Annotated in this window: 21 protein-coding genes; 8 read left to right on the top strand and 13 right to left on the bottom strand. The window is 69.2% G+C overall.

Features of this window, described 5'->3' with window-relative positions; translation table 11 throughout:
* Positions 1–6 precede the first annotated feature (6 nt).
* Positions 7–1,083, bottom strand: a complete 1,077-nt coding sequence (locus ACVK00_RS00450; protein WP_284893876.1) for a glycosyltransferase family 2 protein — start codon at positions 1,081–1,083, stop codon at positions 7–9.
* Positions 1,084–1,372: 289 nt separating this feature from the next.
* Here ACVK00_RS00450 and ACVK00_RS00445 point away from each other — a divergent pair, with 289 nt between their 5' ends.
* Positions 1,373–1,747 (top strand): phage protein NinX family protein, encoded by a 375-nt coding sequence (locus tag ACVK00_RS00445; RefSeq protein WP_284893877.1) that lies wholly within the window; start codon positions 1,373–1,375, stop codon positions 1,745–1,747.
* A 16-nt stretch (positions 1,748–1,763) separates the two neighbouring features.
* Here the strand turns inward: ACVK00_RS00445 and ACVK00_RS00440 are convergent, their stop codons facing one another.
* Together ACVK00_RS00440 and ACVK00_RS00435 are read right to left on the bottom strand one after the other, a co-directional pair.
* Entirely contained in the window at positions 1,764–2,753 is a 990-nt protein-coding gene (locus ACVK00_RS00440; protein ID WP_284893878.1) for an ABC transporter substrate-binding protein, read from the bottom strand.
* 140 nt (positions 2,754–2,893) lie between these two features.
* Complete coding sequence (locus ACVK00_RS00435; RefSeq protein WP_284893879.1) at positions 2,894–3,772, bottom strand: LysR family transcriptional regulator; 879 nt, start codon at positions 3,770–3,772, stop codon at positions 2,894–2,896.
* Positions 3,773–3,872: 100 nt separating this feature from the next.
* Here ACVK00_RS00435 and ACVK00_RS00430 point away from each other — a divergent pair, with 100 nt between their 5' ends.
* The gene (locus ACVK00_RS00430; protein ID WP_284893880.1) at positions 3,873–5,429 is read left to right on the top strand and encodes an MFS transporter; all 1,557 of its coding nucleotides are present in this window, start codon (positions 3,873–3,875) and stop codon (positions 5,427–5,429) included.
* 179 nt (positions 5,430–5,608) lie between these two features.
* On the opposite strand, the gene ACVK00_RS00425 is transcribed toward ACVK00_RS00430, so the two are convergent.
* Entirely contained in the window at positions 5,609–6,775 is a 1,167-nt protein-coding gene (locus tag ACVK00_RS00425; RefSeq protein ID WP_284893881.1) for a LysR family transcriptional regulator, read from the bottom strand.
* Between ACVK00_RS00425 and ACVK00_RS00420 the strand changes: the two genes are divergently transcribed.
* The 3 genes from ACVK00_RS00420 to ACVK00_RS00410 all read left to right on the top strand — a co-directional run bounded on the left by ACVK00_RS00420 (position 6,774) and on the right by ACVK00_RS00410 (position 8,149).
* Positions 6,774–7,100, top strand: a complete 327-nt coding sequence (locus ACVK00_RS00420; RefSeq protein WP_284893882.1) for a hypothetical protein — start codon at positions 6,774–6,776, stop codon at positions 7,098–7,100. The two genes, ACVK00_RS00425 and ACVK00_RS00420, sit on opposite strands and share 2 nt — an antisense overlap.
* A 45-nt stretch (positions 7,101–7,145) precedes the next feature.
* On the top strand, positions 7,146–7,415 hold the full coding sequence (locus tag ACVK00_RS00415; protein WP_354123105.1) for a hypothetical protein: 270 nt from the start codon (positions 7,146–7,148) through the stop codon (positions 7,413–7,415).
* Positions 7,416–7,594: 179 nt separating this feature from the next.
* Entirely contained in the window at positions 7,595–8,149 is a 555-nt protein-coding gene (locus tag ACVK00_RS00410; RefSeq protein ID WP_284893884.1) for a DUF3005 domain-containing protein, read from the top strand.
* 65 nt (positions 8,150–8,214) lie between these two features.
* On the opposite strand, the gene ACVK00_RS00405 is transcribed toward ACVK00_RS00410, so the two are convergent.
* Positions 8,215–8,976 carry a DUF4397 domain-containing protein gene (locus tag ACVK00_RS00405; RefSeq protein ID WP_228909607.1) on the bottom strand — a complete coding sequence of 254 codons (762 nt, stop codon included), beginning with the start codon at positions 8,974–8,976 and terminating at the stop codon, positions 8,215–8,217.
* Between the two features lie 556 nt (positions 8,977–9,532).
* Between ACVK00_RS00405 and ACVK00_RS00400 the strand changes: the two genes are divergently transcribed.
* Positions 9,533–9,865, top strand: coding sequence for a hypothetical protein (locus tag ACVK00_RS00400; RefSeq protein ID WP_284893885.1), 333 nt, complete (start codon positions 9,533–9,535; stop codon positions 9,863–9,865).
* An 89-nt stretch (positions 9,866–9,954) separates the two neighbouring features.
* Here the strand turns inward: ACVK00_RS00400 and mmsB are convergent, their stop codons facing one another.
* From mmsB to ACVK00_RS00385, 3 genes are all read right to left on the bottom strand, one after another.
* Positions 9,955–10,845: a 3-hydroxyisobutyrate dehydrogenase gene (gene mmsB, locus ACVK00_RS00395; RefSeq protein ID WP_284893886.1), complete on the bottom strand. Its 891-nt coding sequence runs from the start codon at positions 10,843–10,845 to the stop codon at positions 9,955–9,957.
* A 14-nt stretch (positions 10,846–10,859) separates the two neighbouring features.
* Complete coding sequence (locus ACVK00_RS00390) at positions 10,860–12,386, bottom strand: CoA-acylating methylmalonate-semialdehyde dehydrogenase (RefSeq protein ID WP_228909610.1); 1,527 nt, start codon at positions 12,384–12,386, stop codon at positions 10,860–10,862.
* Between the two features lie 121 nt (positions 12,387–12,507).
* Positions 12,508–13,827 carry an MFS transporter gene (locus ACVK00_RS00385; RefSeq protein WP_354123104.1) on the bottom strand — a complete coding sequence of 440 codons (1,320 nt, stop codon included), beginning with the start codon at positions 13,825–13,827 and terminating at the stop codon, positions 12,508–12,510.
* Between the two features lie 144 nt (positions 13,828–13,971).
* Here ACVK00_RS00385 and ACVK00_RS00380 point away from each other — a divergent pair, with 144 nt between their 5' ends.
* On the top strand, positions 13,972–14,931 hold the full coding sequence (locus ACVK00_RS00380; RefSeq protein ID WP_284893888.1) for a LysR family transcriptional regulator: 960 nt from the start codon (positions 13,972–13,974) through the stop codon (positions 14,929–14,931).
* 115 nt (positions 14,932–15,046) lie between these two features.
* Here ACVK00_RS00380 and ACVK00_RS00375 read toward each other — a convergent pair whose 3' ends face one another.
* Entirely contained in the window at positions 15,047–15,958 is a 912-nt protein-coding gene (locus ACVK00_RS00375; RefSeq protein WP_284893889.1) for a hypothetical protein, read from the bottom strand.
* A gap of 120 nt (positions 15,959–16,078) precedes the next feature.
* Positions 16,079–16,801: a haloacid dehalogenase type II gene (locus ACVK00_RS00370; RefSeq protein WP_228909614.1), complete on the bottom strand. Its 723-nt coding sequence runs from the start codon at positions 16,799–16,801 to the stop codon at positions 16,079–16,081.
* A gap of 355 nt (positions 16,802–17,156) precedes the next feature.
* Here ACVK00_RS00370 and ACVK00_RS00365 point away from each other — a divergent pair, with 355 nt between their 5' ends.
* Positions 17,157–19,406, top strand: a complete 2,250-nt coding sequence (locus tag ACVK00_RS00365; RefSeq protein WP_284893890.1) for a putative bifunctional diguanylate cyclase/phosphodiesterase — start codon at positions 17,157–17,159, stop codon at positions 19,404–19,406.
* Between the two features lie 4 nt (positions 19,407–19,410).
* On the opposite strand, the gene ACVK00_RS00360 is transcribed toward ACVK00_RS00365, so the two are convergent.
* From ACVK00_RS00360 to ACVK00_RS00350, 3 genes are all read right to left on the bottom strand, one after another.
* Complete coding sequence (locus ACVK00_RS00360; protein WP_284893891.1) at positions 19,411–20,484, bottom strand: diguanylate cyclase domain-containing protein; 1,074 nt, start codon at positions 20,482–20,484, stop codon at positions 19,411–19,413.
* Between the two features lie 55 nt (positions 20,485–20,539).
* On the bottom strand, positions 20,540–21,544 hold the full coding sequence (gene cheB / locus ACVK00_RS00355; protein WP_229050568.1) for a chemotaxis response regulator protein-glutamate methylesterase: 1,005 nt from the start codon (positions 21,542–21,544) through the stop codon (positions 20,540–20,542).
* Positions 21,545–22,083: 539 nt separating this feature from the next.
* On the bottom strand, positions 22,084–22,308 hold the full coding sequence (locus tag ACVK00_RS00350; protein WP_006750126.1) for a hypothetical protein: 225 nt from the start codon (positions 22,306–22,308) through the stop codon (positions 22,084–22,086).
* Between the last annotated feature and the right edge of the window lie 110 nt (positions 22,309–22,418).

The following is a 22,418-nucleotide window of genomic DNA, read 5'->3' as shown; positions in this document are numbered from 1 at the left end:
CCCGGCTTACTTGAACGACGTCTTGCGGGCGGCGAGGCCGGCGGCTGCCGGTATCGTCGTCCGGCGGCGGGCCGCGTGCGTGCGCTTGAGCGGGAACTGCAGCAGCTTCGATGCGGGCTGCGCGGCGGCATCCCGCTCGGCCCGGTAGCGCCGCCTGACGAGATAGACGGGACGCTGCTTGGACTCGTGATAGATCCGGCCGAGGTATTCGCCGATCACGCCGATGCCGATCAGCTGGATGCCGCCGACGAACAGCACGACTGAAATCAGCGACGGGTAGCCGTGCACCGGATTGCCGAACAACAGCGTGCGTACGACGATGAACGCGCCGTACACGAGCGACAGCATCGCGAACGTGAGGCCGACGTAGGTCCACACGCGCAGCGGCACCGTGCTGAAGCTCGTGATGCCCTCCAGCGCGAAATTCCAGCGCCGCCATCCGGAGAACTTCGAGCGGCCACCGCTGCGCGGCGCCCGCGTGTATTCGACGATCGTGGTGCGAAAGCCGACCCACGCGAACAGCCCCTTCATGAACCGTCGCCGCTCCGGCAACGCGCGCAGTGCATCGACGACCTCGCGATCCATCAGGCGGAAATCGCCGACGTTTTCCGGCATTTCCACCTCGGATAGCGCGTTGTGCACGCGATAGTAGAGCGCCGCCGCCGCGCGCTGCATGTAGGGATCGCACATCCGGTCGGTGCGTTTCGCGGCGACGACCTCGGCGCCGCCGCGCCAGTGTTCGATCATCGCGGGAATCAGCGCGGGAGGGTCCTGCAGGTCGGCGTCGATCAGGATCACCGCGGCGCCAGCCGCCTCGTCGAGGCCCGCGGTGAGCGCCGCTTCCTTGCCGAAGCGGCGCGTGAGATCCACGACGTGCACGCGCGCGTCGCCGGCGGCGACCGCGAGCAGCCGGTCGAGCGTGCGATCGCGGCTGCCGTCGTTGATGCAGATGACCTCGAAGCGGATCGCGGCGACCGACTCGAGAATGGGCAGCGTTTCGGCAAAGAACGCGTCGATCGTTTCCTCTTCGTCATGAAACGGCACGACGAGCGATATCAGCGGCTTCCTGGCTTGCGTGGACATGCTGCGGGCTCCCGAGAGGTCCGGCCTGCGCTGCACCGTGTAGTTCCGGTTGTTGTGTGCCGAGCGGGCGTGGCCCGGTTCGGCGCGAAGTCGGTTCCGGCCTGCTTGTCCACCGCGGACCGGACGTAGGTGTTGTGTCCATTGTATGCAGGTAATCGCCGATTCGTAACACGTATCGGCGGATTTGCAGGTCGTTGCGAACGGCCTGTCGGGAAAACACCGGTCGGCGCCTGGCGTCGGGCCGCGCGACGGCGCTAGGATGGCGTTTTCAATGCCGAAGGAGCGCGCGGTGCAAGTTCACGATCTGACAGGTGCGCCGCTCGATTTCTGGGTGGCGATGGCGGAAGACCTCGGCGCACCGCGCGTCGACGCCGGGGGCTGCACGGTCATTCGCGAGCCGGGCGGCGCGCCGGTGCCGTACGCGCCGTCGGCTTCATGGGCGGACGGCGGCCCGCTCGTCGAGCGTTTGCCGTTCGGCGCATTCGAACGCGACGGCGGGCACGGCGCGTGGCGCGCGGTGCTGCATCGGGCGGTGCCGGCGGCGGGCGAGCGCTGCACGTTCAATCAGTCGGGGCCGACGCTGCTGGTCGCCGCGATGCGCACGCTGGTCGCGTCGACGTTCGGCGACGACGTGCCCGATCTCGACATGTCGACGCCGCGCTGAGTGTGCGCGCAACCGGTTACGCGGCCGACAGGTTGCGCACCGCGATCGATGCGACGTCGACGCGCTTCGGCAGGATCGCGTCCGCGGCCGCGCGATCGGCGACGCGTTGCAGCACGTCGATGTCCGCGCCGGTGACGCCGCGTTGCGCGAGCGCCGCCCGGCGGGCGATATCGGTGGCCGCATCGCGCGGCAGGCGCGTGAGCGACGCATAGACGGTCGCGTAGTCGGCCGGATGCGCGAGCGCCCACTGGCCGGCACGGGTGAGCCGCGCGAGCACGTCCGATAGCGCCGCGCGCTTCGATCGATCGTCGAGCGTGTCGACCGGCGACGTGAGGAACGCAAGCCCCGAATTGATCCCGCTGCCGTCGCGCACGATGCGCGCGCCGCGCCGCACCACGTTGCCGTAATAAGGATCGAAGGTCGCCCAGATGCCGATCTGCTTCGCCTCGAACGCGGCGAATGCGTCGACCGGCAGCACGAAGCGCACGTCGACGTCGCCCGGTGCGAGGCCGTGTTCGCGCAGCGCGCCGTACAGCTGGTATTGCGAGATGCTGCCGCGCGCCGACGACACGACGACGGTGCGCCCCTTCAGGTCGGCGACCGTGCGCACCGGCGAATCGGACTGCACGACGATGCCGAGCGACGCCGGCGAGCCCACGCGCGTCGCGACGATCCGCAGCGCCGGATCGCCGAGCGCGGCCGTCAGCACGGGCAGGTCGCCGGCCGGCGCGAGATCGATCGCGCCCGCGCGCTGCGCTTCGAACAGCGGCGCGGCGCCCTGGAAATTCGCCCAGCGAAACCGGTACGGCACGCCGTCGAGCACGCGTGCGGCCTCGGCCAGCGCGCGCAGGCCGCCGGCCTGATCGCCGAGCACCAGCGTGACGTTCGACAGGTCGGGGCCGGCCGCGCGGGCGGGCAGTGCGGCGGCGCCCGCAAGCGGTGCGGCGGCCAGGGCGGCCACACGCAGCAACGCGCGGCGGCGGGCAGGGGCGGAGGGCGAAGTCATCGGCGGCGAGTCCTCGGTGATCCGCGCGCGGGCCGCGCGGCTGCCGGGCAGATTACGGAATCGGTTTCGCGCCGGCAAACATCGAATCGCGCAATGCTTATTCGTGCGAGCGGGGAATGGCGGCCGGGGAAGATCAGGCGCTAGCCTGCCGCAGGGACGGTGCGCAGGAACGCGCGTACCGCGGGCGCCTTCTCGAAGCGCCGGTGCGCGAGCGCGAGTTCGGACGTGATCGGCTTGCCCGCGATTGGCCGGTACACGACGCCCGGCAACGACACGCAGCCGGCGAGCGCGTCCGGAATCACGGCGACCCAGCCGTTGACCGACACGCACGCGAGCACCGCGAGCAAGCCGCCCGGCCGCGCGGCGATCACGGGCGCGAAGCGGCCGCGGCGTGCGACTTCGAGCGTGCCGCGCTCCTGCTCGGGCACCGCGAAGCGTGCGTCGGCGAGATCGGCGGCGCGCACGGCGGTCATCGACGCGTAGCGCGAATCGGCCGGTACGGCCGCGACGAACACGTCGCGCTGCAGCGTGACGATCCGCAGCCCGCCCGGTAGCGGCAACGGCGGGCGCACGTATGCGAGGTCGAGCCGGCCCGCGTCGAGCTGCTTCGCGACTTCGTCCATCGGCACTTCCCGCAGGTTCAGTTCGATGCGCGGATGCGCCGCGCGAAACGCGCCGACCGTGCGCTGCAGCGCGCCCGAATAGACGGCCGATGACACATAGCCGATTTCGATACGGCCGAGTTCGCCGCGCTCGGCCAGCATCGCGAGTTCGCGGCCGCGCTGCAGATGCTCGAACGCGGCGCGCGCCTCGGCGAGAAACGCAACGCCTGCCGCAGTCAGCGTGACTGCGCGACGCGACCGCTGGAGCAACCGCACACCGAGCAGCCGCTCGGCCTCCTGGATCTGCCGCGTGAGCGCGGGCGGCGCCATGTCGAGCGCGTCGGCCGCGCGAGCGAAATGCAGATGCTGCGCGACGCTCAGGAACGCGCGCACGTGACGGAATTCGAGCGGATTCATGATTGCAATTTTCGTCAATAAAACTGCACGGACATATCAATGACAGGCAATACGGGCCCAGCCTAGCATACGGCTCGTTCCTCTTGCTCCGGAGCTGTCGATGTCCCAGCCTTCCCCCGTCCCGCGCGCCGCCGCGCCCGCGATCCCCCGCCTGCCGGCCACCGCGACGCTCGCGGTCGCGTCGGCGACGTGCTCGCTGATCGTGCTCGACACGAACGTCGTCGCCGTGTCGCTGCCGAGCATCGCGCGCGGCTTCCACGCGAGCTTCGCCGACATCGAATGGGTCGTGAGCGCCTACATGACCGCGTTCGCCGCCTGCCTGCTGCCGGCCGGCGGGCTCGCGGACCGCTTCGGGCGCAAGCGCATGCTCGGCGCGGGGCTCGCGCTCTTTTCGCTCGCGTCGCTCGGTTGCGGACTCGCGCCGTCGGCCGGCTGGCTGATCGCCGCGCGCGCGGTGAAGGGCGGCGGGGCCGCGCTGCTGCTGACGGCCGCGCTCGCGGTGATCGCGAACCGCTTTCCGGACGGGCGCGAACGGGCCCGCGCGTGGGCGATCTGGGGGATGTGCATGGGGATCGCCACGGCCATCGCGCCGCTCGTCGGCGGCGCGATCACGCAGTGGATCGGCTGGCGCTGGGTGTTCCTGCTGAACCTGCCGGTGTGTGCGCTGCTCGCGGCCGGCGCACGCGTCGCGATCGACGAGTCGCGCGATCCGCACGCGAAACGGGTGGACGCCGCCGGCAGCCTGCTGTTCGGCGCGGCGCTCGCGTGCGCGATCGCGGCGCTGATCGCTGCGCCGTCACACGGCTGGCTGTCGGGCGCGACACTCGGCCAGTTCGCGCTCGCCGCCGCGCTGCTGGCCGCGTTCATCGGCGCGGAGCGCTGGCAGGCGCGGCCGATGATTGATCTCGCGCTGTTCCGCCAGCCGCGCTTCGTCGGCGCCGTGCTTGCGATGTTCGGCTATGCGGCGTGTGCGCAGGTGATGATGACGTTTCTGCCGCTGTACCTGCAGAACGCGTTCGGGATGTCGGCGATCGACGCGGGGCTCGGGATGCTGCCGTTCGCGGTCGCGATGATCGGCGGGCCGTCGCTCGGCGGCATGCTCGCCGCGCGCGTGTCGCCTGGCGGCGTGCTGGCGGGCGGGCTCGCACTGATCGGCGCGGGCAATCTCGCGACCGCCGCGCTGACGGCCGGCGGCGACTATCGGCTCGTCGCGCTCGGCATGTTCGTGACGGGCTGCGGCGCCGGCATCATGAACGGTGACACGCAGAAGGCGATCATGGCGTGCGTGCCGCCGAACCGCACCGGGATGGCGTCGGGCATCAGCACGACCACCCGCTTCTCGGCGATCGTGACGGCCGTCGGCGTGCTCGGCGCGGTGCTGGCCGCCAGTACGCACGCGCAACTCGACCGGCTGCTGTCCGCCGCGCCGGGCGTGCGGGCATTCGTCGATGCGCCGTTCATGTCGAGCCTGCTGGCCGGCGATCTCGCGCAGGCGCTCGCGCACGTGCCGCCGTCGGCCGCGCGCACGCTCGCGGAAGCGGCGCCTGCGGCCTTCGCGAGCGGATTCGCCACCGCGCTGACGGCGAGCGGCGTGCTCGCGCTTGCTGCCGCCGTTGTTGCATACAAGTTGCTTGCGCAACCGATTCGCGACGCGTGATGCGTGTGGCGGTGCGTGCGGCGCCCATTGCGTGCGACTGCACGGAGCCGTTAAGCGCGTTCCGGTTCCGCGCGGCGTGCGCAAGATGTCATCGACGATCGAGATTCTATTGCCAGTGTTCGGGCTGATCGCGGCGGGGTTCCGGTGTCGCTGGCGTGGCGCGCGCGATTCAGCGGGACTCAGTGCGACTTAGTCACGATGCGATGGATGCGCGTCGCGCGCGCGGGGCGTGGCCGCTGCGAGGTGCCGCAATGCGTCGCCTGCCGGCGGCGGGGGCGTCGCGCGGGTTCGGGCGGGTCGTCGGCGACCGGCACAGCCGTTCGCGCGTCCGCGTTCGCGGCAACCGCCGTGACGTCCGGCAGTGCTGCCTCCGCGTCGAGCCAGCTGCGCGTCGCTTCGGCGATCAGCGTGCGCAGCCAGCGCACGCCGTCGATGCACGGCCCCGACTCGTTCCACGTCATCCGGTACACGATGTCGGGCGGCGCGGCCGGTAGCGCGACCGCGCCGAGCGGCAGCAACTTCGCGTAGTGGCGCGCGAGCCGATAGGTGGTGGTCAGGATCAGGTCGGAGCGCACGAGCGCATGCGCGGCGAGTTCGAAATGAGGGAGCGTGACGACGATCCGCCGCTGCAGGCCGACGCGTTCGAGCTGCAGGTCGATCGCGCCGGACGCTTCGAGCCACGACGGCGTCGGGCACAGCTGCGCCGCCTGCGCGAATTCCGCGGCCGTCATCGTGCCGCGCCGCGCGAGCGGATGCGTCGCGCGCATCAGGCACACGACGCGGTCGTCGAACAGGTCGTCCTGCCGGAACCGCGACGAACGGGCAGGGCGATTGTCGATCACGACGTCGAGCTCGCCGTCGGCGAGCGCACGTTCGTCGTCGTAGCCGTCGCCGAGCGGATGGAACACGAGCTGCGCGTTCGGCGCGCGTTCGCGGAACAGCGCGACGAGCTTCGGCACGAACAGCACGTTCAGGTAATCGGGGCAGCCGATCCGGTAGGTGCGCACGGAGGTGCGCGCGTCGAAGGTCGGCTGCTGGATGCGGATGAAGTCGATCACGCGCAGCGCATTGCGCAGCGGGTCGATCAGCCGCGAGCCGAACTCGGTCGGCACCATGCCGTAGCGGCTGCGCACCAGCAGCGGATCGCCGAGCAGCGTGCGCAGGCGCTTGAGCGCGGCGCTCGTCGCCGGCTGCGACATGTTCAGCCGCACGGCCGCGCGCGACACGGTGCGCTCGGTGAGCAGCACGAGCAGAATGCGCATCAGCCGCGCGTCCAGTACGTCGAGCGCGCCCGTGGCGTCGGACGCGTCGAGGGGCAGGCCGTTCGGCTCCGGTGCGTCCCGCATGTCGCTACGCGTTCCCGCGGCCCGTCATTTGACGAAGGTGCCCGGCCAGCCGACGATCCGCTTCGGACGCGGCGTCGTCCGCGCCGAGCACGATGCCGGGCCGGTGGATGGCTTCCAGTTGCACGCCTTGTCTCCTTCCATGTGCGGGGCGCGAACCGGCAGCGTGTGCGCGCAGCGCGGGCCCGGCCACCGTGGACGTTATGTCTCGGATGTGTTCGCGAGTATGGGTTGGCGCCGCGGCGATGGGAAATTAAATATTCGGCTGGGCGTCATTTGGAAAATGAATGGGGCGCGACGAATGTCGGCGTCGGCGCGCGGCACGTGAATTGCGCGCCCCGGGCTTCCATTCATCGACATCAGCGGAGGTGTCATGCAGCGATATTCCATTCGTTACGTATCGCGAGCCGTGTTCGCCGGCATCCTGATCGCCGGCCTGGCGGCAGCTGCAGGCTGTCAGAAGAAGAGTGAGACCGACACCGGCACTGGTGCGAGTTCGAGCGCCACGGGCGGCATGGCGCCGGCGCCGTCCACCGCGCCGTCGGGCATGGCGAGCAGCCCCGCGGCCGGCAGCGGGGCGGACAGCGGCGCGGCGAGCATGCCGGGTGCGGCATCCGCGCCGGCAGGCGCGAGCGGCGGCTGACACGCGGCAGCGGGCGTCGCCCGGTACTGCCGCGGTGACGTGCCGACACGGCACGTGCGTCGCAAGGCGCACGCGTGCGATGCCCTGCGCGTGAAAGATTTGCAAGGACCGTTGTAGCGATTCCCGGACCGGCGCCGGCCGTATTTCGCCGTCGCACGCCGTCCGGAACAGGAGGTGCAATGCAGAACGCGGAATCGAACTCAACCCCGAAACAGCAGCGCGAACAGATCGAGAAAAGCCCGGTGAAGACGCCGGCGGCCGGCGACATGCCCGATGCGGCGACCCAGGCTGCCGAGGTCGCGAAGCGGCCGCTGACGCCGGAGACGATCGCGGCGAAAATGCCGACCGGCCTGCCGCCGATCGACGTCGACGCGCACGCGGTCGACAGTGGCGACCCCGTGCGTCGTGCCGCCGGCCGGATCGTCACGCTCGACAACGCGAACATGGCGATGACCGACAACACGGTCGACGTGGACGGCAAGGGCATGGAGGCCCGCACCGGCGCGACCGAGTGGCACGACAACGTGATTTACTCGAATGCGTCGCTCGACGACGCTGTCATTACGCCCGACGAAGGGCTCGGCGGCATCGAGAGCCGGCCGGGCGGCAATGTGCCGCTGATCGCGACGCGGCCGGGCTGGCGCGTCCGGTATGTCGGTGATGTCGACGTCGAGGTCGAGCATGGCGGCAGCGCGCGGGCCGAACACGTGATCCGCTTCGAGCGGATCGGCTGACGTCGCGATCGTTGCTTCGGCGGACCGCCAAGAGGCGGTCCGCCGCGAGCCCCTACTGCAAGCCCTTACTGCGGGCCGAGTTCCTGCGCGGACGTGTCCGCATCGTTGCCTTGCGCGACGAGCACGTGAACGTCGTTGGGTACCACGTCGCTGATGCCGCCGGCTGGAATCGTCAACAGCAGCCAGTCGGCGTTGTTGTTGAGGGCGACCGGCGCGGTCTTCAGGATCGGCGTCTTGCTGCCGGCCGTCGTGACGATCACCTGGTAGGTGCCGCCGTTCAGATACACGGAATCCTGACCGGATGCCGGCACCGCGTTCTGGTAGGCCGCACCGGCCAGCGTCGGGCTTTGTGCCGTGATGTCGGTGCCCGGAGGGACCACGTAGACGTCGACGTTCTGTGCATTCGGCGACGCATTGAAACTACGCACGCGCGCCTTGTCGGACAGCAGCTTCTTGTCGAACGGATCGTCGATCACCGAGATCGCCGACGACGTGCTCGGCAACGCAATGGTCGTGTAGTGGTGCCCGTTCGCCGCGCTGAACGACTGCGACGCGACGGTCGTGGTCGTTCCCGATACGTCGTAGCTGGCGGTCTGCGCGCCCGAGTCGACGTCGTGATAGCGCGTCACGCCCTTGTAGGCGATGCCCGACGCATCCACCTTCGCATTCAGGTAGTAGTCGAGATTCGGACCGGCCGGCACCGCGTTGATGAAGCGCGCCTGCGGTTTCGAGATGCCGAGTTCGGTGCCGACGTCGTCGCCGCCGCCACATGCCGTGAGTACGGAAATGACCGAGCACAGGGCCACTATCGTTCGAATGGATTTCATTGTCGTCCTCTCGTTCAGGGAATCTGCTTGCGATGCAGCGCCGCCGCACGAAGAGCGTCGTGCGGTGTGCAGCGCCGGTTGAGGAAGGATTGCCTTCCGCCGGGGCGGCGGGCGCGTTGATGTCGCAAGGGACGTGCCTGCACGGCTTCGAACGCGGCCGTGAGTCGATCCGGCGGCGTGCGGGGCGTGCGGATGCGAGGGCATGCCGGGAGTGATTACGCGAGTGGGGCGGCGCCGTGCTTGTAAAAAACGGCAGCTCCGCAGCTCCGCAGCTCCGCAGCTCGGCGGCGTGGCGGCGTGGCGACGCTGGCGGCGGGGGCGCGTTTGCCGAAAAGCGTTTCGCGCGGCATGGCCCGAAACCGCGCGACGACCGGCAAAAGCGACCCACCGGGCAACGCCGGGCGCGCCGCGCGCCGTAAATCTTGCCGGCATCGGCGCATAGTTTAACCATTCGAAACAATGTGTTCACTCAAAAGGGCATGATCTCCGGCGATCGGGCAGGCATACTGTCGCCTATGTTGCTCAATGCCGTCGAACCGACGTGCGCTTGCCCCCCATGCCCATTCCCGTACCTTTTCGATCCTTGCGATGGTTGACCATCGCGGCCGCTGTATGCTTGCTCGCCGCGTGTTCGACTGCTTCCGATGTGACCGCGACGTCGAACCCGAACGTCTTCACCGTGACGACGCGCACGCTCGGCGTGTCGACGACGTGGGCCGACGCCCATGAAAAAGCCATCAGCGAAGCGACCAGCTACTGCACGCAGCGCGGCATGCGCGCGAGCCTGAGGCAGGAGCAGGTGAGCGCCGGCCGCCGCGTCGACGCGCGCTCCGAACTCGCGTTCGAGTGCCACCCGACCTTCGAGACCGCGTCGAACCCGCGCGGGTAAGCGCCACACTGCCCGTGCTGCTCCGGATATGAAACGACCCGCGATGCCGTTGACGGGCATCGCGGGTCGGCGCACGTCCGTCGATCGCGTTACGCGGGTTGCGCCTCGTACAGCTTCACGCACGCGGAGAAGTCGAGCGCGCCGAGCCCCTGCTGGCTCATCGACTGATAGAGCTGCTGCGCGAGCGCGCCCATCCACACCGGCTGCCGTGCGCTGCGCGCGGCTTCGGTCGCGAGCCCGAGATCCTTCAGCATCAGGTTCGCGGCGAAACCGCCGGCATAGCCGCGCGCGGCAGGCGCCGCGTCGTTCACGCCGGGGTACGGGTTGTACGTATCCGAGCTCCAGCAGCGGCCGGTCGACGTGTTGATGATGCCGGCCAGCACGGCCGGATCGATGCCGAGCGCGGCGCCGAGCGCCATCGCTTCGGACACGCCCATCATCGAGATCCCGAGCAGCAGGTTGTTGCAGATCTTCGCGATCTGCCCGGTGCCCGTGCCGCCGCAGTGCACGACGTTCTTCCCCATGTCGAGCAGCACCGGGCGGATGCGCTCGAACAGCGCGGCCGGCGCGCCGACCATGAACGTCAGCGTGCCGGCCTGCGCGCCGCCGGTGCCGCCCGACACCGGTGCGTCGGCGAGCGGGAAGTCGCGCTGCGCGGCGGCGTCGGCCACTGCGCGCACGGTGTCCGGGTCGATCGTGCTGCAGTCGACGAACGTGGCGCCGGCGCGCGCGCCGGCCAGCACGCCGTCGTCGCCGAGATAGACCGCGCGCACGTGCTGCGCGGCCGGCAGCATCGTGATGACCAGCGAGCCGCGTGCGGCCGCGTCACGCGGCGACGCGGCCGCCGTCGCGCCCGCGCGCACCGCGGCGTCGACCGCGTTCGCGTCGAGGTCGAACACCGTCAGCGCGTGGCCGGCCTTGAGCAGGTTGGCGGCCATGGGGCCGCCCATGTTGCCGAGTCCGATGAATGCGATTTCCATGTGCGGGCTCCAGTTCAGCGCAGCGCGATGGTCGTGTTCACGCCGCCGGCCGTCGTGTCGTCGTCGAACCAGCGCGCGGTGACCGTCTTCGTCTGCGTGTAGAACTGCACGACCTGCTTGCCGTACGGGCCGAGATCGCCGAGCTTCGAGCCGCGCGAGCCGGTGAAGCTGAAGTAGGGGACCGGCACCGGGATCGGAATGTTGATGCCGACCTGGCCGACGTCGATCTCGCTCTGGAACTTGCGCGCGGCCGCGCCGCTCTGCGTGAACAGGCCGACGCCATTGCCCATCGGGTTCGCGTTGACGAGCGCGATCGCGTCGTCGAGCGTGTCGGCTTCGAGCACGACCACCACCGGTCCGAAGATTTCTTCCTGATAGATCGACATGTCGGTCGTCACGCCCGAGAAGATCGTCGGGCCGACGAAGTTGCCCTGCTCGTAGCCCGGCACCTTCACGTCGCGGCCGTCGAGCAACAGCGTCGCGCCTTCCTTCACGCCGGCGTCGATCAGCGACAGGATGCGCGCCTTCGCCGCCTTCGACACGACCGGCCCGACGTCCGTGCCGGCTTCGGCGCCCGCGTTGACCTTCAGCGCCTTCGCCTTTTCGACCAGATCGGGCAGCCAGTCGCGCGCGCGGCCGACCAGCACGACGACCGAGGTCGCCATGCAGCGCTGGCCCGCCGCGCCGAACCCCGCGCCGACCAGCGCGTTGATCGCCTGCTCGCGGTGCGCATCGGGCAGCACGACCGCGTGGTTCTTCGCGCCCATCATCGACTGCACGCGCTTGCCGTGCTGGCTGCCGAGGTTGTACACGTGCGTGCCGACGCGCGTTGAGCCGACGAACGAGATCGCCTTGATGTCCGGGTGCGTGCAGAGACGGTCGACCACGGTCTTGCCGCCATGCACGACGTTCAGCACGCCCTGCGGCACGCCGGCCTCGATCGCGAGTTCGACGAGCTGCATCGTCGACAGCGGGTCCTGTTCGGACGGCTTCAGCACGAACGTGTTGCCGCACACGATCGCCATCGGGAACATCCACAGCGGGATCATCCCGGGGAAGTTGAACGGCGTGATGCCCGCGCACACGCCGATCGGCTGGCGCAGCGTGTAGGTGTCGACGCCGCCCGCGACGTTCTCCGCGAATTCGCCTTGCTGCAGCGTGCCGATCGAGCATGCGTGCTCGACCACTTCGAGGCCGCGGAAGATGTCGCCCTGCGCGTCGGGCAGCGTCTTGCCTTGCTCGGCCGTCAGCGTGTGCGCGATCCGTTCGAGATTGCGGCGCACCAGGTCCTGGAATTTCAGCATGATGCGCAGCCGCGCGCCGATCGGCGTCGTCTTCCAGGTCTGGAACGCGCGCTGCGCGGACGCGATCGCGGCATCGACCTCGTCAAGCGTCGCGTACGGCACGCGGCCGATCACTTCCTGCGTCGCGGGGTTGACAATGTCGCCCCATTCGGCGCTTTGCGAATCGACGAACGCGCCGTCGATCAGCAGCTTGGCGGTGGGCAGGGCGAGGGTGGTCTGGGGAACTGCGGCGTTCATGGAATTCTCCGGGAATCGGTGGTGCGAGGAAAAAGGGTGGCCCGCGTCCGTCGCGCGTGCAGCCGCGGCGGACGGCAGGTCAAACAGGAATCGGGTCAATACGGGCGGTGCTTCGGTGCGCTCACACGCGCGCCGGACGCATCAGCGCGGTACACGCGAGGGCGAACACGCCGAAGCCCACGAGGTATGCGATCACGTAGTGCGGCTGGCCGCCGCCGGCCTTGAGCAGCGACGTCGCGATCATCGGCGCGAAGCCGCCGCCGATCACGCCGGCGAGCTGCACCGACAGCGAGATGCCGCTGTAGCGGATTTCCGCCGGGAACTGCTGCGCGAACAGCAGCGCCTCCGGCGCATAAAGAATCGGGAACACGACGCCGAGGCCGAGCACGATCGCCCACCATGCATACGACGTCTGCTGCGTGCCGAGCATCATGAAGAACGGCGCGGCGAACGCGCACATCAGCACGAGGCCGATCGCGAACATCCGGCGCTGGCCGATGCGGTCGCTGAGATGCCCGCACAGCGGCATCGTGACAAGCGACAGCGCCGCGCCGGCCGTGATCGCGTGCAGCATCTCGGCCTTCGGCAGATGCAGCTGCTGCGTCGCATACGCGAGGGCGAACGTGACGACCATGTAGAACCAGGTGTTCTCGGCGGCGCGCGCGCCGACGATCGTCAGCACTTCGCGCGGATGGCGGCGCAGCGCGGCCGTCACCGGCGACTTCTCGGCCTTGCCCTGGCGCTGCATCTTCTCGAAGTCCGGCGACTCCGGCACCTTCGCGCGGATGAACCAGCCGAGGCCGACCAGCGCGATGCTCGCGAGGAACGGCACGCGCCAGCCCCACGACAGCATGTCGGCGTCCGGCAGCGCGGCCACCGCGGCCATCGCGACCGACGACAGGATCAGTCCGAGCCCGACGCCCGTCTGCGGCAGGCTGCCGAACAGCCCCTTGCGGCCCTTCGGCGCATGCTCGACGGCCATCAGCACCGCGCCGCCCCATTCGCCGCCGACTGCCATCCCCTGCAGGAAACGCATCGCGATCAGCAGGGCGGCGGCCCAGTAGCCGATGCTGTCGTACGACGGGATCAGCCCGATGACCATGCTCGGCACGCCCATCAGCAGCAGCGTGATCATCAGCATCGCCTTGCGCCCGATGCGGTCGCCGAAGTGGCCGAACACGATGCCGCCCATCGGCCGGCCGATGAAGCCGACCGCGAACGTGCCGAACGCGGCGAGCGTGCCGACGACGGGGTCCAGCGACGGAAAGAAGATGCGGTTGAATACCAGCGCGGCGGCGGTGCCGTAGAGGAAGAAGTCGTACCATTCGATCGTCGTGCCGGCCATGCTGGCCCAGCCGGCCAGCAGGTAGTGCCGCGCGGTGCGGGCAGGCGCCGGCGTCGCGACGGTTGCATGCTCATCGAGGGTGGATCGGGTCTGCATGGTGTCTCCGTATTGGGTGCCCGTGGCTCATGGTCCGCAGGTCACGGTCGAGTATAGTTATGCGCTGATCCATGATGTACCGACAAGAAAACCGGTTGGATATGCATTTCTGCATATCGACGGCCGACCCGGAGACGCCTGCCGATGCGACACACCCCCGAGCCGGTTTCCGGCAACCTGAACTGGGACGACCTGCGCTTCTTCCTCGAAGTCGCGCGCACGCAGCGCGCGAGCGGCGCGGCGAAGCGGCTCGGCGTCGACTACACGACCGTCGCGCGGCGCATTCGCGCGCTGGAGGCCGCGATGGGCACGCTGCTGTTCGACAAGTCGCGCTCCGGAGGCTTCACGCTGACGGCCGAGGGGCAGCGGCTCGTCGCGTATGCGGACGCGATGGAGACGACCGTGCAATCCGCGTGCGACCTGGTCGCGAACACCGGCGGCGCGCTGTCGGGCCACGTGCGGATCGGGTCGACCGAAGGGTTCGGCTGCTTTTTCCTCGCGCCGCAACTCGCGCGGTTTCGCGTCGTGCATCCGCATGTGACGGTCGACCTGCTGCCGGTCCCGCATTTCGTCAACCTGCCCAAGCGCGAGGCCGACCTGGCGATCACGCTCGAGCGGCCCGAACGCGGGCCTTACGTGGTCACGAAGCTGTGCGACTACCAGTTGCGGCTCTATGCGACGCGCGACTATCTGGCGAACCATGCGCCGATCACCTGTACCGACGATCTCGCGGGCCATGCGTTCATCAGCTACGTCGACGATCTCGCGTTCAGCAGCGAGCTGCTGTACCTGGAGCGGGCGGTGCCCGGCGCGACGGCCGGGTTGCGCACGACGAGCGTGATCGCGCAGGTGTTCGCGGCGCTGCAGGGCGGCGCGCTCGCGATCCTGCCATGCTTCATGGCGGCCACGCAGCCGGCGCTGGTGCCGGTGCTGCCGGACGACGTGGTGGTCACGCGGTGCTTCTGGTTGACCTGTCGCGAGGATCTGCGCAAGCTGCGGCGGGTGACGGCGCTGTGGGATTACCTGCGCGCGGCGGCGGACGCGAACCGGGCGTTGCTGATGGGGGAGTCGGGGGCGTTGTGTTTCGTCGGCGAGCTGCAATAGCGGCCGACGGGCATGTCGCATCGGCGACGCGACGATCGATCGGGATGACAACACGGCTGGCGGCACGCGCGGGTCCGGCGGCGAGGGGACAGACGGTCGCGCCGGAGGCAGCGTGTTAGGTCTTGGGCGCGGGCGCGTAGTAGATTTGTCCGATATCCGTGTCGCGCGCCTGGCCATTGCGTTCGGCCTCGGTGCGCGTATCTAGGAAATCGACCGTGCACAGATCCGGACGCCCAAGCGCCTTCAGGATGCTCGACGTGCGCCACGCCGGCAGCCAGTCGGACCATGACAGCCGCACGCCCAGCACCAGCGCGAGCAGGATGCCGATCGTGAGCGGCATACCCAGCAGCATGGCCAGATCGACATCCAGGTTGGAAAACCCGCGGTCGCTAGTCCAAAGCACGAGGGCCATAATCGGTACGAGAAAGCAGTTCATGCCGATGAACATCCATTTCCACGCCAGCCAGAGGCTGCGCGTCAGGCCGGCCAGCCCCGTGTCACTGCACGCGTGATCCATGACCATGCGGCGCCGGTCGGGGGATGACAGCGCGAACAGGCGACCGCGACGATCGACCACGGCAACCACGTCGTCGCCAACGTCGAAGCACTGGCCGCCAAGGAATCCGCGGTACGTTTCGCCGCCTGTTTCGATTTCCACCGGAAGTTTCGCGAACAGGATCTTGTCGTTCTTCCCGACAGTCACGAACGCGTTTGCCGACACGAAGGTCCGGGTCTCGCGCATGTTCGCGTACGACCAGGTCGCCGGATGTTCGACCTTGTCGGCCGCGGCGTTCAACCGGGCCAGGATGAGGTCTTCGTTGGTTTGCTGAAACACCAGCGCATTGGCCGCGGCCCCGTTGCCAGTGAGCGCCGCAAGGATCGGCACCACGGTGTGCGTGAACCAGTAGCCGAGCGATTTTTTGCGGGCTTCGGGGTTGACGGGCGACATTTGACGGTTCCCGCCACTGTCTTGGTCGGGGCGCTCGAGAAACCGCAACGCGGTCAGTTTGCCTTCGACGAGGCGCAAGGGAGATGACATCGGGGGCAGGTGGTCGCAACGGGACAAAGTTTGCGGAGTCTACCAGTCGTTCCGCTGGCGCTGCCGCGCGGTCGGCAGCGCGCTGCGATCACGCACCAAAGCCGGCATTCAACCCGGACAACCGAGCCGGTCCGCGAGTTCGTTCAGGTCCCTGACGTCGAAGTCCCACGCGTCGTCCGCTTGCAGGTCCGTCGTCTGGCCGGGCCCGTGTTCGGTCGGCCGCAGCACGAACGCGGTCGCCAGCCCGAGTTGCCGCGCGGCGGCGAGGTCGCCGTTGTGCGCGGCGACCAAGCACAGCTCGGCCGGCGCGACGCCGAGAATCTCGACCGCATCGGTATACACCTTCGGCGATGGTTTGTACGCGTGCGCGACTTCCGCGCCGAGAATCGCGTCCCACGGCAGGCCGCCGTGCTTCGCGACGTCGATCATCAGCCGGATGTTGCCGTTCGACAACGGCGCGATCACGTAGCGCTGCTTCAGCCGCTGTAGCGCCGCGACCGAATCGGGCCACGGATCGAGCCGGTGCCACGCGAGGTTGAGCGCGTCGATCTCGTCATCGGGCGCGCCGTCGATGCCGTAGCGGTCGAGGGTGCGCACGAGGTTCTCGCGATGCAAGACATCGAGCCGCACGTAGCGCCTGCGCCCGCTGCGGATTTCCTCCATCGACGGCGAATATTCGCGGCGCCACGCGTCGGCGAATTCGAGCGGATCGAGATCCGGCGCATGGCGCGCCAGGAACGCGGCGGCTTCGCGCGCGACGCCGTTTCTCCAGTCGACGATCGTTCCAAATACGTCGAAAACGAGCGCCTTGATGTCGGCAGGGTTCGTCATGGGGTTCCGTGAAGATCGGTGAAGGGACGCGCGCTGCGCTGCGTGGCGGCGGCGCGGCGCCGGTTTCAACGACATTGGATCACGTATCCGCAAACGCGGCTGGCCGCTTCGTCGTGGTGCAATCATCTGATGAATGACGCTCCGGCAATGCATGCCGGCCGCGACCGCGCGTAAGCCCTGATGCGCATGGATGCGCGGGGCGTCGTGGATTGGTGTTAAATGTATTTTGGTGCGCGTTGCGGCGCGTGCCCATGGGGACGCACCGGGTTCGCGTAAACCCGGAGCGATAAACGGCACGAAGAATCGCTCACGAATCGGGCGCATCAGACCCGATCGAACTGACGGCAGGATTCACTTGAATACCGAACCGCAAAGTTCTCGATACAGTCTGGGCCTCGCAGCGGAAGTCCTCGCGTCCGAGCAGAGCGTGCTGAGGCTGATCACGCGCAACACACCGCTGCCGGAACTGCTCGTCGAGGTCTGCCGGCGCGCCGAGGCGCTGCTCGGCGAAGGCGCGTCGTGCACGATCCTGCTGCTCGACGCGGACGGCGTGCATGTGCACGTAGGCGCCGCGCCGTCGCTGCCCGCGCAGTACAGCGCCGCGATCGAAGGCGCGTCGATCGGGCCCGCCGCGGGCTCGTGCGGCACCGCGATGTACGAGCGCCGGATGATCGCCGTCGAAGACATCGAAACCGATCCATTGTGGGCCGACTATCGTGCGTTCGCGCTGCCGCTCGGCCTGCGCGCGTGCTGGTCGGTGCCGTTCCTGGACGACACGGGCACCGTGCTCGGCGCGTTCGCCGTCTATCACCGCGCGCCGCGGTGGCCCAGCGACACGGAAACCGACCTGCTGCGCGATATCGGCAACAGTGTCGGCCTCGCGGTGCACCAGGACTCGATTGCGCGGCAGCTCGCGCGCAGCGAGGAGCATCACCGTCTGGTCGTCAACAGCCTGAACGAAGGGATTCTCGTCTTGTCGCCCGACGGCGTGGTGGTCGCGAGCAATCCGAGCGCGAACCGGATGATGCGCGTGAAGGGCGACCTCGTCGGACGCCGGCTGTCGAGCGTGATCCTGTACAAGCTGCGCGAGGACGGCACGCCGATCGCGCCCGACGATTGGCCGAGCCGGCTCGCGTTCACCACGGCCATGCCGCTGCTCGACTACTCGGTCGGCTTCGGGCTCGCGGACGGCGACATCATCTGGGTGCGCGGCAACGCGGTGCCGATCGTGAAGCCGGGCGAGACGCGGCCCGAGTCGGTGCTCGTGTCGTTTCACGACATCGGCCCCGTGCGCGAAGCGCAGCAGCAACTGCGCTACCTGGCGACGCGCGACGCGCTCACGGGCCTCTACAACCGACGCTGGCTCTCCGAGCGGATGCGCGAGCTGTTCGGCACGCGCGAGGCGGCGGCCGGGCCCGCGCGCGTCGCGATCCTGTTCATCGATCTCGTCGGTTTCAAGAAGGTCAACGACACGGCCGGCCACGACGCCGGCGACGCGCTGCTGCGCAGCGTCGCGGCGCGCCTCGCGGCCTGCGCGGGCGGGCGCCACGCGCTCACGCGCGTCGGTGGCGACGAGTTCGTGATCCTCGTCGACCAATGCGACGATCCCGACGAACTGTCCGCGCTCGCGCGCGAGGTGATCGACACGATCGCGAAGCCGTTCGCGATCGCGAACAACGAGTACTGGCTCGGCGTGTCGATCGGGATCAGCGTCGCGCCGCGCGACGGCGACGATGCGGTCACGCTGATGCGTAACGCCGACTCCGCGATGTACGACGCGAAGCAACGCGGCCGCAACCACTTCACGTTCTTCACCGCGCAACTGAATCTGCGCCTGCAGCGCCGCTTCGCGATCGAGCAGTCGCTGCGCCGCGCGATTTCGTCGGACGCGCTACGGCTCGCCTACCAGCCGGTCGTCGACGCGCGCAGCGGCCGCACCGTCGGCGCCGAAGCGCTGCTGCGCTGGACGAGCCCCGAGCTCGGGCCGATGTCGCCGACGGAATTCATCCCGGTCGCGGAAGATACGGGGCTCATCGTGGCGATCGGCCAGTGGGTGCTCGAAACGGCCTGCCGGCAGGCCGCCGAATGGCGCCGCACGATCGCGCCCGACCTGATGCTGGCGGTCAACCTGTCGCCGCGGCAGTTCCACGAGGGCCTCGTCGAGTCGGTCGACCGCTGCCTCGCGCAGACGCAGCTCGACCCGGGCGCGCTTGAGCTGGAGATTACCGAAGGACTACTGATGAACGACACGGACACCGTGCTGCCGATGCTCGAGGCGCTCACGGACATGAACGTGCGGATCTCGGTCGACGATTTCGGCACCGGCTATTCGTCGCTTGCGTACCTGAAGCGGTTTCCGCTGCATAACCTGAAGGTCGACCGTTCGTTCGTGTCGGGCGTGCCCGATCATCGCGACTCGGTCGCGATCACGCAGGCCGTCGTCGCGATGGCGCATTCGCTCGGGATGAAGGTGACCGCGGAAGGCGTCGAGACCCAGGCGCAGTCGTGGTTCCTGCAGCAGATCGGCTGCGACATGCAGCAGGGCTACCTGTTCGGCCGGCCGCTCGATCCGACCGACTACGCGCGCCGGCTCGTCACCGTGTAGGCGCTCAAGCGAAACCGCCGCCGGGTGGGCGGGCAGGCGGCGTATCGATCTCGACGCGATTCTTGCCGTCGTGCTTCGCGCGATACAGCGCGCGATCGGCCGCCTCGATCAGCGACGTCGTCGGCAGGCCGGGAGTCGGCACGATGCTCGCGCCGCCGATGCTGATCGTCACGTAGCGGCCCGTCGACGAGTGCGCGTGCTCGAGCCGCAGCGCCTCGATCGCGAGGCGGATCTTCTCGCCGAGCAGCCGCGCGGCGCCCGGCGACGTGGCCGGCATCACGACCGCGAACTCCTCGCCGCCGAACCGCGCGGCGAGATCGCCGGACTGCCCGAGACAGCGCTCGATGGTCGCCGCGACCTGCTTGAGCACGCTGTCGCCCGATACGTGGCCGTACGTGTCGTTGTACAGCTTGAAGTTGTCGACGTCGATCATCAGCAGCGACAGCTCGCTGCGCTCGCGCGTGCCGCGCCGCCATTCGGCGGCCAGGTATTCGTCGAGATAGCGCCGGTTCGACAGCCCGGTCAGGCCGTCCGAATGCGTGAGGCGTCGCAGTTCGAGATTGGCCTCGAGCAGTTGCTGCTGCGATTGCCGCAGCGCGCGATAGGCCTCGTCGCGCTGCAGCAGGCTCATGTACGAGCGCGAGTGATAGCGGATCCGCGCGACTAGCTCGATGCGGTCGGGCAGTTTCACGAGGTAGTCGTTCGCGCCGGCCGCGAACGCGGCGCTCTTGATCACCGGCTCTTCCTGCGTCGACAGCACGATGATCGGCACGTCGCGCATCGCCGGATTCGCGCGGTACGCCTTCACGAGGCTCAGCCCGTCGGTGCCGGGCATCACGAGATCCTGCAGGATCACCGTCGGCCGCGTCTCGATCGCGGTCGCCAGCGCGTCGTCCGAGCGCGGGCAGTAGTGGAAGTCGATGCCGTCCTCGTCGACGAGCGCGCGCCGGACGGCTTCCGCGACGATCGTCTGGTCGTCGACCAGCAGGACCATCGCGGGGGCGTCGGCGTGCGGCGTGGGCCCGGCGTCGAACGCCGCATGCAGGCCGCCAAGCGGGCGGGTGAGGTCGCTAGTCATGAGGGATGCCGGGTTGCGCCATGGCCGCGAGGGGTGTGACGGGGTTTCATCGGGCTCAGATCCGCGCGAGTGCCGCCAGCTCGCCCGCGATGCGTTCGAGCGGCAGGATCGCGCGTGCCGCGCCGAGCGTCGCGGCCGCTTTCGGCATGCCGTAGACGGCGCTGGTCGCCTCGTCCTGCGCGATCGTGTGGTAGCCCTTCATGCGCAGTGCCTTCAGGCCGATCGCGCCGTCGCGTCCCATGCCGGTCAGCAGCACGCCGATCACGCGGCCCGGCCAGTGCTCGGTCAGGCTGTTGAAGAACACGTCGACCGACGGCCGGTACGGCGTGGCGGCCGGTTCGCGCGTGTATTCCAGCGTGCCGGCGCGCGTGATGCGAAGGTGATCGTCGGTCGCCGCGAGCAGTGCGACGCCCGGCTGCGGGCGGTCGCCTTCGCGCGCGACGCGCACGGTCAGCGATGTCTGGCCGTCGAGCCATTGCGCCATCCCTTCGGCGAACGCGCGATCGACGTGCTGGACGATCACGATCGGCGCACTGAAGTCGGCCGGCAGGCTGCCGAGAATCGACGCGAGCGCGCCGGGGCCGCCGGCGGACGCGCCGATCGCGATCAGCGGGCCGCCGGCCGCGCGTGGGGTCGTGCCGGTCGCGCGGGCGCCGCCGGGCGCGTCGAGCAGCCGGCCGATCTGGTCGATTTTCGCGAGCAAGAGCCGTGCGGTGTCGCCGGCCGCGCCTTCGCCGAGGCGTGGCGTGTCGACCGCGTCTAGCGCGCCGGCGCCCATCGCTTCGAACACGCGCCATGCGTTCGCGCCGATGCAGCTCGTCACGATCAGGATCGCGCATGGGCGGCCGGAGCGCATGATCCGCCGCGTCGCCTCGATCCCGTCGAACTTCGGCATGATCAGGTCCATCAGCACGACGTCGGGCGGTTGCGCGGCGCACAGTTCGACGGCCTGCGCGCCGTCGGTCGCAACCCACAGCACGCGATGCTCGGGCCGGCGCGCGATCGCACGGCGCATCGCCTCGACGGCAAGCGGGAGGTCGTTGACGATGCCGATGTTCACAAGCGGGATACTCCGGTCGGTTCGTAGTGTTGGAGGTGGGCCGGGTTCATGGAAGGCAGTGCCGGGTCGGCGCCGCCGAACGGCATCGGCGGGCGGACGGCACGGAATTCTTTTCGATTGGCAACGCCCCGAATGCTGTCATGCGCCGCGAGCGGCGGCAATCGAAAAAATTGCGCATTGCGTCGTTCAGACCCTTTCCTCTATGGACGGCCGGCATTTTTTGCCGTCCGCGCGGTGGAAAGACGACGAGCGCAGCCGGGTGCGGTGGCGGATCGACATCGGGAGCGGGCAGGCAGTCCTTCAACCGCGAGCTTGCGGTCGATGCCGACGCGGTGCGCGAACGCTACTTCCGCGCGATCCGGTTTGCCGGCCGCGACGAGCTCGAGACTTTCCTGGCGGAGCGCGATCGCGCCAGCAGCGGCGCGCTGGCGAACCTGCCCATGATCTTCACGCGGGCCGGTAGCTCTTCGGCATGGACCCCGGCACGCCGGCCGCCCGGCAGCGACCCCCGGCCGCGCGCCGAAGACGCGGCCGCGTCGTCAATGGCTGCGCGCGTACCCCTGGATCAGCGCGCGCATCATCCCTTCGACGGTCGCGTCGAGCAGGTCGGCTTCCTGCTCGGATTCCTCCACGAGCGCGGCATAGGCGGTCGCGAGCGTCACGCGGTCGACTTCCTGGCGTTGTTCCATCAGCGTCACCATCCCGTCCTTCGCCAGATGAGCGGAGAACGCGCGGCTGCCGATGGTCTGGAATACGTCAATCATGGCGGCTCTCCCGAACGTTGCCGATGCCTTCCAGTGTAGTCGGCGTACCGGCGCTCCGCCATGCGCGGCGGGAGCGGGGCGCGCCGCGGGCCGCTCCGGTCGACACCGCC

It is taken from the genome of Burkholderia sp. PvR073 (assembly GCF_054055695.1).
The sequence above is the reverse complement of the archived record's forward strand: the minus strand, read 5'-3'. Positions and strand labels throughout refer to the sequence as shown.